Raw genomic sequence first — 11,391 nt, 5'->3', positions numbered from 1 at the left:
TACAGCATCGCCTGCGGCTGACCCCCATCCCGACCTTCCCCCTTTCAGGGGGAAGGAGAAGACGGACCTCATCTAATCCCGGTTCGCCGGCGTCTGGATGAAGCCGCGGTTGTGGGTCGGGCTGATCAGTATCTCGTTCATGCACACCCGCGCCGGCATGCTGGCGACGAAGGCGATGGTGCGGCCGCAATCCTCGGGCTGCAGCATCTTGGCCTGCTCGGCTTCGCTCGGCACCACCGGCCGCTGCTTCAGGATCGGGGTGGCGACCTCGCCCGGCGACAGGCAGCAGGCGCGCAGGCCGTTGACGCATTCGTCCATGTTGAAGGAATGGGTCAGCGCCAGCACCGCGTGCTTGGTCGTGGTGTAGGCCGGACCCGGCATCTTCGAGACGTGGCGGCCGGCCCAGGAGGCGACATTGATGATGCAGCCGTCCTTCTGCTTGCGCATCGTCGGCAGCACGGCGCGCATGCAGTAGAGCACGCCGTTGAGGTTGATCTCGACGAGCTTGTCCCAGCCTTCCAGTTCCATGTCGGCCCAGCTGCGCTTCGGCACGTTGATGCCGGCGCTGTTGACCAGGAGGTCGATGCGGCCGTGCTTGGCGACGATCGTCTCGGCGGCCTTATTGACATCGGTCTTGTTGCTGACATCGAGCGGGATCGCCTCGGCCTTACCGCCCGTTTTCGTGATGTTGGCCACCACGCGGTCGAGTTCTTCCCTGCGGCGGCCGGAGATCACCACCGTCCAGCCGTCCGCAGCCAGGAATTCCGCCCCGGATTCGCCGATTCCAGTGCCGCCGCCGGTGACCCAGGCCACGCGTTTCCCATTATTTGTCATGCAAACTGTCTCCGTTGCTTTCTGAAGGGCGTTTTTGCTAATCCAGCCGAAATCTTCCGGCCCTTCGCCCCTCGGGGAATCTTTGCATGAACACGACCACCAACGCCAATCTGTTTTCCCGCCTGTTCGACGGCCTCGACGACCCCGGCCGGCTCGCGATCGAACAGCTCGACGGCAGCCGCATCTCCTATGGCGATTTGATCGCGCGCGCCGGCCAGATGGCGAACGTGCTGGTTGAGCGCGGCGTCAAGCCGGGCGACCGCGTTGCGGCGCAGACCGAGAAGTCGGTTTCGGCCCTGGTGCTGTATCTCGCCACCGTGCGCGCCGGCGGCGTCTATCTGCCGCTGAACACCGCCTATACGCTGAACGAGCTCGAATACTTCATCACCGATGCCGAGCCGGCGCTGGTGGTCTGCGATCCTTCCAAGCAGGACGGCATCAGGGCGATCGCCGCCAAGGTGGGCGCCAAGGTCGAGACGCTCGGTGCCAGCGGCAAGGGCTCGCTGACCGAAGCCGCCGACAAGTCGGCGAAGGAATTCGCCACCGTGCCGCGCGGTAATAACGATCTCGCCGCGATCCTCTACACGTCGGGCACCACCGGCCGCTCCAAGGGCGCGATGCTCTCGCACGACAATCTGGCGTCGAACTCGTATTCGCTGGTCGACTACTGGCGCTTCACGGACAAGGACGTGCTGGTCCACGCGCTGCCGATCTATCACACCCACGGCCTGTTCGTGGCGAGCAACGTGACGCTGTTCGCGCGCGCCTCGATGATCTTCCTGCCGAAGTTCGATCCGGACGTGATCATCAAGCTCATGTCGCGCGCCACCGTGATGATGGGCGTGCCGACCTTCTATACCCGCCTGCTGCAGAACCCCGGCCTGAACAAGGACACGACCAGGCACATGCGGCTGTTCATCTCCGGCTCGGCGCCGCTGCTCGCCGACACCCATCGCGAATGGTCTGATCGCACCGGCCACGCCGTACTCGAGCGCTACGGCATGACCGAAACCAACATGAACACGAGCAACCCCTATGACGGCGACCGCGTACCCGGCGCAGTCGGCTTCGCGCTGCCCGGCGTCTCGGTGCGGGTGACCGATCCCGAGACCGGCAAGGAGCTCGCGCGCGAGACCATCGGCATGATCGAGGTCAAGGGCCCGAACGTGTTCCAGGGCTACTGGCGCATGCCGGAGAAGACCAAGGCCGAATTCCGCGCCGACGGCTTCTTCATCACCGGCGACCTCGGCAAGATCGACGACAAGGGCTATGTCCACATCCTCGGGCGCGGCAAGGATCTCGTGATCTCCGGCGGCTTCAATGTCTACCCGAAGGAGATCGAGAGCGAGATCGACGCCATGCCCGGCGTGATCGAGTCAGCCGTGATCGGCGTGCCGCATGCCGATTTCGGCGAAGGCGTCACCGCCGTCCTGGTGTGCAGCAAGGGCGCCGATGTCAGCGAGGCGTCAGTACTGAAGGCGCTCGACGGACGACTGGCGAAGTTCAAGATGCCGAAGCGCGTCTTCGTCGTCGACGAGTTGCCACGCAATGCGATGGGCAAGGTGCAGAAGAATATTTTGCGCGATAGGTATAAGGATATCTACGCAAAGGGATGAAGCCGCAAGAACGTCGTGGGGGGGTAGATGAAGCGGGAGCAGGCTATCCAGATTAACGATCAACTCGTCATCGCGCACGAGGCGATGAAGAAGGCTCGAATCACGATTGCGGAGCTCGGAAAGCAGGAGCGGCTTGAATTGGATGGTCGGCTTTATGACCTCCTGCTCGAACTGGAATGGCAGGTGATGCTACCGCTCTACGAACAGTTTCGCGACCTGATGAAGCTGGAGCTTCACGAAGAACTGCCTCCCCCGACCTCCGAACTGAAGTGGAGTGACGTGCGTCTTCCCCGTGGCGCTACGGAAGCTGCGCTCGACGACGTCATCATGTCGGCCCTGACATCGCGATGGCAAAAGGTCGCGATGATTATAGGGGTCGCGATGGCAGACTGCGAGAAACTGAAATTGCCGATAGCTCCTGAAATGATCGGAGCACGCTTGCGATTCCTGTCCCACGCCGATCGGATCGAGGGCGTCGGAGACCTCCGACGGTGGGGTCACAGCGAAGTACGGCTGAAGGACGAGCCGATCAGTGCCCGCCCAGCAGGCTGATCACAAATCGTCCGCCGACAATGAAGAGATAGGCCCCGAATGCCACCTCCAGCGCCCGCTTCGACAGTGCGTGCGCGACCTTGACGCCGAGCGGCGCGGTGACGAGCGTGGTCGGCATCACCAGCAGCGCCCCGATCAGCGAGACGTAACCGAGCGCGAACGGCAGCTGCAACGCGGTGACGTCGGGGAAGCGCGCGGCGGCGGGCCAGCCGGCATAGACGTAGCCCAGCGCGCCGGGGATCGAGATCAGCACCGCGAGCGCTGACGAGGTCGCGACCGCCTGATGGATCGGCCGGCCGTAGAAGGTCATCAGCAGATTGGCGAACAGGCCGCCGCCGATGCCCATCAGCGTCGACAACAGGCCGACGAAGAAGCCGTAGATGCGCATCAGGAAACCCTTCGGCACGTCGTCGCCGAATTTCCAGGTCTCGCGCGCCAGCAGCAATCGCGCGGCCGCCGACCACGCCACCATCACGAACACGATCTTGAACAGCCGCTCCGGCGCAAAGCGCGCGGTGACGCTGCCGGCGGCGACGCCGATCACGATCGGCAGCCACCAGCGCTTCAGGATCGCCATGTCGACCGCGCCGCGACGATAATGGGCGCGAAACGAGCTCAGCGAGGTCGGGATGATGATCGCGAGCGAGGTGCCGATGCACAGCGGCATCCGCACCTCGAGCGGGACGCCGGCGAGGCGGAAGCATTCGTAGAACACCGGCACCAGGATCGCGCCGCCGCCGATGCCGAACAGGCCGGCGAGAAAGCCGGAAAGCGCGCCGACCGCGATCAGCAGCAGCGCAAGCTCGATTAGCTCCTTGGGATCGAGGCCGGCCATCATGTCCTTCGCGGTATCGATGTAGGGCAACACCAGGTTCCCCGGCGCCGTCCTGAGACGGTTCGCGGTGAGCAATAGCCCCTTTTGGGATTCGGGAGTATCTATGCTCTTGAGCAGGCTCTCTTGCGAAATACGGAAGGATCGAGTTTGGACCAGCTTGCGGCGATGGCGGCCTTTGTCCGCGCGGTCGAGAGCGGCAGCCTGTCGGCGGCCGCGCGCGCGCTGCCGAGCTCGCTGACCTCGGTGAGCCGGCAGATCAGCGCGCTCGAGGAGCATTTCGGCACCCGCCTGCTGCTGCGTACCACCCGCCAGCTCGCGCTGACCGACGACGGACGCATTCTCTACGAGCGCGCGAAATCCATCCTCGGCGAGGTCAGGGAGATCGAGGCGGCGCTGGCGCGCGACCCGCATCAGCCGTCGGGGCGGATCCGTGTCAGCTCGCCGAGCCTGATTGGGCGGCTCGTGATCGCGCCCCTGCTGGTGGAGTTTCTGCACCGCTATCCTGCGCTGTCCGTCGACCTACTGTTGATCGACCGCGCCGTCGACATGGTCGAGGAGGATATCCATCTGGCCATACGCATCGGCCGCTTGCGCGACTCGCAGCTCGTAGCGCGCAAGCTCACCGATCTGCAGATGATCGTGTGCGCGTCGCCGGACTACCTGGCCCGGCACGGCGCGCCGCAGACCCCGGACGATCTTGCCGGGCATGACTGCCTGGTGTTTTCCGATTCGCCCGGCAGCGCGGAGTGGCGTTTTGCCGACGGCAGCAAGACGGGTCGCAAAATCCGCATATCCGGTCGGCTCTGGATGAATAGCCTCGACGCGCTGGTCAGCGCGGCGCGGGAGGGCGCCGGCATCGTCCGCGTGCCGTCCTGGCAGGTGCAGTTCGATCTCGCCGGCGGTCGCCTGACGCGCCTGCTGATCGACCACGAGGCGGCGCCGACGCCGCTGCATCTGATGCTTCAGCCGTCACGTCTCGCATCGCCTAAGATCAGGGCATTTGTCGATTATCTGGTGGAGCAGTGGGGCGAAATCGACGCCTTGCGGACCCCGTTTGCGGGCAGCTGAGCGCGCCAATCGATCCACGAGCATCCTGATTCATTACTTTGTTCGCTCAGCCTTGCATCTGGTATACCACACTGCGGATCAACCAGAATTCGGCAACTCTAACAATGAACTTCGGTTCGACCGAAGGCTATTTGGCCGTTGCGCGGGGTGATCCGACTCCGTAAATAGAACTCCTCTACCGCGTTCCCCGATGGGCCGGCCGCGGTCCCTCACAACATAAAGCCCGCCGATGACCGCCAGGATCGAACGACCGCTTTCACCCCATTTGCAGACCTACCGGTGGACGCTGACGATGGCGCTGTCCATCGTCCACCGCGCCACAGGTCTGGCCCTCTATTTCGGCACCCTGCTGCTGGCCTGGTGGCTGATCGCCGCCGCCTCCGGCCCCTCGGCTTACGCCAACGTCCAGGCCTTCACCGGCAGCGCGATCGGCAAGCTGATCGTGTTCGGCTACACATGGGCGCTGATGCACCATCTGTGCAGCGGCATCCGGCATTTCGTCTGGGACCTCGGCTACGGCTTCAAGGCCAACGAGCGCGAAGCCCTGACCTGGGGCGCGCTGGTCGCCGGCATCGCGCTGACCGTTTTGGTCTGGATCATTGCCTACGCCGTGGGAGGTGGACGATGAGCGGCCCCTCCTCGATGCGCACGCCGCTGGAGCGCGTCCGCGGCCTCGGCTCCGCGCACACCGGCACGGGCGATTTCTGGCGCCAGCGCCTCACCGCGGTTGCGATGACGCTGCTGATCGTTCCCGTGATCGTCGTGGTGATCACGCTGATCGGCCGCAACCATGCCGGCGCGGCGCAGATCCTCGGCTCGATCCCGATCGCCATCATCCTGCTGCTCTTCATCGTCGCCAGCACCTGGCACATGAAGATCGGCATGCAGGTCGTGATCGAGGACTACATCCATAACGAGAAGCTGAAGATCGCCAGCGTGATGGCGAACAACTTCTTCTGCGTCGCGGTCGCATTGGCCTCGATCTACGCAATCCTCAAATTGTCGTCGGGAGTTTGATCCATGGCCGGTGAAGGAAACGGCAAGGCCACCAACGGTGGCCCGGCCACGAACGGCAAGGCCTACCCGATCCAGGACCATACCTACGACGTCGTCGTGGTCGGTGCCGGCGGCGCCGGCCTGCGCGCCGTGGTCGGCTGTTCGGAAGCCGGGCTGCGCACCGCCTGCATCACCAAGGTGTTCCCGACCCGCTCGCACACGGTGGCGGCGCAGGGCGGCATCTCGGCCTCGCTCGGCAACATGCATCAGGACGACTGGCGCTGGCACATGTACGACACCGTGAAGGGGTCGGACTGGCTCGGCGACCAGGACGCGATCGAATACATGGTGCGCAACGCGCCCGACGCGGTCTACGAGCTCGAGCATTGGGGCGTTCCGTTCTCGCGCACCGAGGACGGCAAGATCTATCAGCGCCCGTTCGGCGGCATGACCATCGACTTCGGCAAGAGCCAGGCACAGCGCACCTGCGCCGCCGCCGACCGCACCGGCCACGCCATGCTGCACACGATGTACGGCCAGTCGCTGCGCCACTCGGCCGAGTTCTTCATCGAGTTCTTCGCCATCGACCTGATCATGGACGATCAGGGCGTCTGCCGCGGCGTCATCGCGCTCAAGCTCGATGACGGCACGCTGCATCGCTTCCGCGCCCAGACCACGATCCTGGCGACCGGCGGCTATGGCCGCGCCTATGCCTCCTGCACCTCGGCGCACACCTGCACCGGCGACGGCGGCGGCATGGTGCTGCGGGCCGGCCTGCCGCTGCAGGACATGGAGTTCGTCCAGTTCCATCCGACCGGCATCTACGGCTCGGGCTGCCTCGTCACCGAAGGCGCCCGCGGCGAAGGCGGCTATCTCGTCAACTCCGAGGGCGAGCGCTTCATGGAGCGCTATGCGCCGTCGGCCAAGGACCTCGCCTCGCGCGACGTCGTCTCGCGCGCGATGACGATCGAGATCCGCGAAGGCCGCGGCGTCGGCAAGAAGAAGGACCACATCTTCCTGCATCTCGACCACCTCGATCCGAAGGTGCTGCATGAGCGGCTGCCGGGCATCTCCGAATCGGCGAAGATCTTCGCCAATGTCGACGTCACCCGCGAGCCGATCCCGATCGTGCCGACCGTGCACTACAACATGGGCGGCATCGCCACCAACTATCACGCCGAGGTGCTGACCAAGCGCAACGGCGACGACAATTCGGTGGTACCGGGCCTGATGGCAATCGGCGAAGCGGCCTGCGTCTCGGTGCACGGCGCCAACCGCCTTGGCTCCAACTCGCTGATCGACCTCGTGGTGTTCGGCCGCGCCGCCGCGCTGCGCCTTGCCGACAAGCTGACCGCGAACGCCAAGCAGCCGGAGCTGCCGAAGGATTCCGCCGATCTCGCGCTCGGCCGGCTCGATCACTTCCGCCACGCCTCCGGCGGCACGCCGACCGCCAAGCTGCGCGACAGCATGCAGCATGTGATGCAGAACAATTGCGCGGTGTTCCGCACCGGCGACGTGCTGCAGGAAGGCCAGAACCTGATCCACAAGGTCTATGGCGGCGTCGGCGACATCTCGGTGTCGGACCGCTCGCTGGTGTGGAATTCCGACCTGGTCGAGACGCTGGAATTCGACAATCTGATCGTGCAGGCGGTCGTGACGATGGATTCGGCGGCGAACCGCACCGAAAGCCGCGGCGCGCATGCGCGCGAGGACTTCCCGGACCGCAACGACAAGGACTGGATGAAGCACACGCTGACCTGGATCGATCCGGCCGGCAAGACTGCGATCGAGTACCGTCCGGTGCACAGCTACACGATGACCAATGACGTGCAGTACATCCCGCCGAAGGCGCGGGTCTACTGAGAACGAAGGCGAGCAAGCATGGTTGAATTCGCACTTCCGAAGAATTCGAAGATTTCAGGCGGCAAGACCTGGCCGAAGCCGGCCGGCGCCACCGAGACGCGCGAATTTCGGGTGTATCGCTGGAACCCGGACGACGGCAAGAATCCGAGCGTCGACACCTATCATGTCGACACCAATGATTGCGGTCCGATGGTGCTGGACGGCCTGATCTGGATCAAGAACCACATCGACCCGACGCTGACCTTCCGCCGCTCCTGCCGCGAAGGCGTCTGCGGCTCCTGCGCGATGAACATCGACGGCCAGAACACGCTGGCCTGCACCAAGTCGATGCACGACGTCGGCGCGGGCGGCGCGGTGAAGGTCAATCCGCTGCCGCACCAGCCGGTGGTGAAGGACCTGGTCCCGGACCTGACCAATTTCTACGCCCAGTATGCCTCGATCGAGCCGTGGCTGAAGACCACGACGCCGACGCCGCAGAAGGAGTGGAGGCAGAGCCACGAGGACCGCGAGAAGCTCGACGGCCTCTACGAGTGCATCCTGTGCGCCTGCTGCTCGACCTCGTGCCCGAGCTACTGGTGGAACAGCGAGCGCTTCCTCGGCCCCGCCGCGCTGCTGCAGGCAAACCGCTGGGTCACCGACTCCCGCGACGAGGCGACCGGCGAGCGGCTCGACAATCTCGAGGATCCATTCCGCCTCTATCGCTGCCACACCATCATGAACTGCGCCAAGGCGTGCCCGAAGGGCCTCAATCCCTCCGAGGCGATCGCCGAGCTCAAGTTCAAGCTGGTCGAACGCCAGATCTGATCCGTTGCAGCCGCGGCTGGCGCTGGTATCAGCGGCCAGCCGCAGCGGGCCGGATCAGGATATCGGCGCCGACCGCATCGACGCCGGATCGATCGAGGTCGAGTACGACATCGACGATGCTGTGATCGTCCGGATCCATCGTCACGGTGAAGCCGAGATCGCGGCACATCCCGATCATCGTGGTGTTCTCGGTCAGCACCTGGCCGGACAGACGCTTCAATCCCTCCGACCGCGCATAGTGGATCAGGAGCTGCATCAGCGCCCAGCCGAGGCCTTTGCCCTTGAGATCGGACTGCAGCAGGATCGCGTATTCGGCATTCTCGTACAGCGAGTCCGAATGCAGCCGGACCGCACCCATCATCTCGCCGGTGTTCGGATCGAGCGCCACAAACGCCATCGCCCGCGCATAGTCGAGCTGGGTCAGGCGCGCGATGAAGGCGTGCGAGAATTCCTTCATCGCATGGAAGAAGCGCAGCCTGAGGTCTTCGGCGGTGACGCGCTTGAAGAATTCGCTGACCATCGGCTCGTCTTCCGGCCGCATCGGGCGCACCGTGACACGCGAGCCGTCGCGCAGCGCAAGCTCACCTTCCCATTGCGACGGATAGGGCCTGACGGCGAGCCGGGTGTGGCCGGCAAACAGCCGTGCCGGCTTGCGGATCGCGACCCGCGCATCGAGCGCGAGCACGCCACTCTCGTCCGCCAGCATCGGATTGATGTCGAGCTCGGCGACCTCGGGAATGTCGGCCGCCATCTGCGCCAGCTTGACGAGGGTGAGCGGCACGACGTCCGCCGGGACCGCCGGCACATCGCCATAGCCGCCGAGCAGCCGCGAAACGCGGGCGCGTCCGATCAGCTCGCGGGCGAGATTCATGTCGAGCGGCGGCAGCGCCAGCGCCTTGTCGTTGATCACCTCGACCGCGGGGCCGCCACGCCCGAACACGATCACCGGACCGAAGGTCGGATCTTCGGCGATGCCGAGGATCAGTTCGCGCGCCGCGCGCCGCACGATCATCGGCTGGATCGTCACGCCTTGCAGGATCGCATCGGGCCGGGCACTTCGTGCCCGCGCCATGACCGTCCGTGCAGCTTCAACGACGCTGTTTTTGGTGCGCAAGTCGAGGATCACGCCGCCGACGTCGGCGGCGTGCCGGATGTCGCGCGAGAACACCCTGACCACGATCGCATGTCCCTCGGCGAGGAGCGGCGCCGCCTTCGCGGCGGCGTCCTCGGCACTGTCGGCGACGAGCGTCGTCACGATCGGAATATGATAGGCCGCGAACAGCGCGACGATTTCGGCTGGGTCGAGCCAGGCGCGCCCTTCCGACAGCGCGTTCACGACGACGTGCCGCGCCGCCGCCGTCTCCGGCGTGAACACCGATGCGACGCCAGGCGGGGTTGCGGCGAGCGCGGTCGAGGCCTCGCGATAGCGCACCAGATACATGAAGGCGCGCACCGCATCGTCCTCGGTCGGGAAGTGCGGAATCCGCGCCGCCTCGAAGATCGTGCCGGTGCGCTCGTCGGCGCCGACCCAGGCCGCGAGCACCAGCGCGGCGACCGCACTCCGCTTCGTCCTGCGGTCGCGCACGCATTGAGCCACCGCCTCGGCAATCCCCTGGGCTGGCGCCACCGCGGTTTCCACATTCGCGACCAGCACCGCGTCGCTGTTCGCATCATCGAGCAGTGCGTTGAGCGCCGCCACGTAGCGGTCGGCATCGGCATCGCCCGCGATGTCGACCGGATTGGCGCAGGACCAGCCCGGCGGTAGCACCTTGTCGAGCCGTTCGATGGTCTCCGCCGTCAATGTCGCGGGAACGCCGCCGAGTTCGGCCAGCCGGTCGGTCGCGAGGATGCCGAGCCCGCCGCCATTGGTCAGAATCGCCAGCCGGTTGCCGCGCGGGATGAAGCCGCGGCCGAGCAGCTCGGCGCAATCGAACAGCTGGCGCAGGTCGTAGACGCGCAGCATGCCGGCGCGGCGGAATGCGGCGTCGTAGACCGCATCGGAGCCGGCCAGCGCGCCGGTGTGGGTCGCGGCGGCCTTGGCGCCCTGCGCCATCCGTCCCGACTTGACGATGACAACCGGCTTCAGCCGCGCCGCGGCGCGCGCCGCCGACATGAACTTGCGCGCGTCCTTGACGGCCTCGAGGTAGATCAGGATCGCGCTGGTGTGGTCGTCGAGCGCGAAATAATCCAGGAGGTCGGCGACGTCGACATCGAGCTGGTCGCCGATCGACGCGATGCCGGAGAAGCCGAGCCGCCGTTCAGCCGCCCACTCGATCATCGCCGACGCGACCGCGCCGGACTGCGAGATCAGGGCAACGTGCCCGTCGGACGGCTGATGCGAGGCGAAGCTCGCATTGAGCTTGGCGCGCGGCACCATGACGCCGAGGCAATTCGGCCCGATCAGGCGCATGCCATGCCGTCGCGCCGTCTGCCCCGCGGCCTCCGCGAGCGAGCCCGCGCCATGGCCAAGACCGGCCGACAGGATCGCCGCGCCGGCAACGCCGGCCGAAGCCGCCTCCGCGACGATTTCGGGAACCGCCGCCGCCGGTGCGCTGATGACGACGAGATCCGGAACGAACGGCAGCGACTTCAGATCGGGAACGGTCGGCGCGCCATCCACGTCGGCATAGTTCCGATTGACGACGCCGACGCGGCCGGTGAAGCCGCTCGCTCTGATGTTCCTGAGCACCGCCGCGCCGAGCGACGACGGACGCGGGCTGCCGCCGACGATTGCGATGCTTTGAGGCGAAAATAGCCGCTCCAGGCCGTACGTCGACATTGCAGGGTCTCGCAGGGAACACGCGGAGGCGCCTGCCGCTTCAT

The 11,391-nt window shown here is 65.7% G+C and carries 10 protein-coding genes; 7 read left to right on the top strand and 3 right to left on the bottom strand.

The window, feature by feature from the left end; translation table 11 throughout:
- Positions 1-72: 72 nt before the first annotated feature.
- Complete coding sequence (locus QA635_RS01860) at positions 73-834, bottom strand: SDR family oxidoreductase (protein ID WP_283066466.1); 762 nt, start codon at positions 832-834, stop codon at positions 73-75.
- Between the two features lie 86 nt (positions 835-920).
- On the opposite strand from QA635_RS01860, the gene QA635_RS01855 reads away from it, so the two are divergent.
- Positions 921-2,450 (top strand): malonate--CoA ligase, encoded by a 1,530-nt coding sequence (locus tag QA635_RS01855; protein WP_283066464.1) that lies wholly within the window; start codon positions 921-923, stop codon positions 2,448-2,450.
- Between the two features lie 27 nt (positions 2,451-2,477).
- Positions 2,478-3,002 (top strand): DUF3658 domain-containing protein, encoded by a 525-nt coding sequence (locus QA635_RS01850; protein ID WP_283066462.1) that lies wholly within the window; start codon positions 2,478-2,480, stop codon positions 3,000-3,002.
- Here QA635_RS01850 and QA635_RS01845 read toward each other — a convergent pair.
- Complete coding sequence (locus QA635_RS01845) at positions 2,980-3,840, bottom strand: sulfite exporter TauE/SafE family protein (protein WP_283072157.1); 861 nt, start codon at positions 3,838-3,840, stop codon at positions 2,980-2,982. The genes QA635_RS01850 and QA635_RS01845 overlap by 23 nt on opposite strands.
- A gap of 144 nt (positions 3,841-3,984) precedes the next feature.
- Between QA635_RS01845 and QA635_RS01840 the strand changes: the two genes are divergently transcribed.
- The 5 genes from QA635_RS01840 to QA635_RS01820 all read left to right on the top strand — a co-directional run bounded on the left by QA635_RS01840 (position 3,985) and on the right by QA635_RS01820 (position 8,568).
- Positions 3,985-4,905, top strand: coding sequence for a LysR family transcriptional regulator (locus QA635_RS01840; RefSeq protein ID WP_283066460.1), 921 nt, complete (start codon positions 3,985-3,987; stop codon positions 4,903-4,905).
- Positions 4,906-5,134: 229 nt separating this feature from the next.
- Positions 5,135-5,533 carry a succinate dehydrogenase, cytochrome b556 subunit gene (gene sdhC / locus QA635_RS01835; protein ID WP_028337891.1) on the top strand — a complete coding sequence of 133 codons (399 nt, stop codon included), beginning with the start codon at positions 5,135-5,137 and terminating at the stop codon, positions 5,531-5,533.
- A gap of 14 nt (positions 5,534-5,547) precedes the next feature.
- Positions 5,548-5,922, top strand: coding sequence for a succinate dehydrogenase, hydrophobic membrane anchor protein (gene sdhD / locus QA635_RS01830; protein ID WP_141341401.1), 375 nt, complete (start codon positions 5,548-5,550; stop codon positions 5,920-5,922).
- Between the two features lie 3 nt (positions 5,923-5,925).
- Positions 5,926-7,764, top strand: coding sequence for a succinate dehydrogenase flavoprotein subunit (gene sdhA, locus QA635_RS01825; protein WP_057018135.1), 1,839 nt, complete (start codon positions 5,926-5,928; stop codon positions 7,762-7,764).
- 18 nt (positions 7,765-7,782) lie between these two features.
- Positions 7,783-8,568 (top strand): succinate dehydrogenase iron-sulfur subunit, encoded by a 786-nt coding sequence (locus tag QA635_RS01820; RefSeq protein ID WP_028337893.1) that lies wholly within the window; start codon positions 7,783-7,785, stop codon positions 8,566-8,568.
- A 28-nt stretch (positions 8,569-8,596) separates the two neighbouring features.
- Here QA635_RS01820 and QA635_RS01815 read toward each other — a convergent pair whose 3' ends face one another.
- A complete protein-coding gene (locus tag QA635_RS01815; RefSeq protein ID WP_283066458.1) occupies positions 8,597-11,347 on the bottom strand; it encodes a bifunctional acetate--CoA ligase family protein/GNAT family N-acetyltransferase in 2,751 nt (916 codons plus the stop codon).
- Positions 11,348-11,391 lie beyond the last annotated feature (44 nt).

The sequence above is a fragment of the Bradyrhizobium brasilense genome (assembly GCF_029714345.1).
Taxonomy (GTDB): Bacteria; Pseudomonadota; Alphaproteobacteria; order Rhizobiales; family Xanthobacteraceae; genus Bradyrhizobium; species Bradyrhizobium australafricanum.
This window is presented reverse-complemented; position numbering and strand designations above follow the sequence as displayed.

Coding starts and splice junctions, on each gene's coding strand:
- QA635_RS01855 (WP_283066464.1), top strand. CDS start 921: ATGAACACGACCACCAACGCCAATCTGTTTTCCCGCCTGTTCGACGGC.
- QA635_RS01845 (WP_283072157.1), bottom strand. CDS start 3,840: ATGATGGCCGGCCTCGATCCCAAGGAGCTAATCGAGCTTGCGCTGCTG.
- QA635_RS01815 (WP_283066458.1), bottom strand. CDS start 11,347: ATGTCGACGTACGGCCTGGAGCGGCTATTTTCGCCTCAAAGCATCGCA.
- QA635_RS01820 (WP_028337893.1), top strand. CDS start 7,783: ATGGTTGAATTCGCACTTCCGAAGAATTCGAAGATTTCAGGCGGCAAG.
- QA635_RS01850 (WP_283066462.1), top strand. CDS start 2,478: ATGAAGCGGGAGCAGGCTATCCAGATTAACGATCAACTCGTCATCGCG.
- QA635_RS01860 (WP_283066466.1), bottom strand. CDS start 834: ATGACAAATAATGGGAAACGCGTGGCCTGGGTCACCGGCGGCGGCACT.
- sdhC (WP_028337891.1), top strand. CDS start 5,135: ATGACCGCCAGGATCGAACGACCGCTTTCACCCCATTTGCAGACCTAC.
- sdhD (WP_141341401.1), top strand. CDS start 5,548: ATGCGCACGCCGCTGGAGCGCGTCCGCGGCCTCGGCTCCGCGCACACC.
- sdhA (WP_057018135.1), top strand. CDS start 5,926: ATGGCCGGTGAAGGAAACGGCAAGGCCACCAACGGTGGCCCGGCCACG.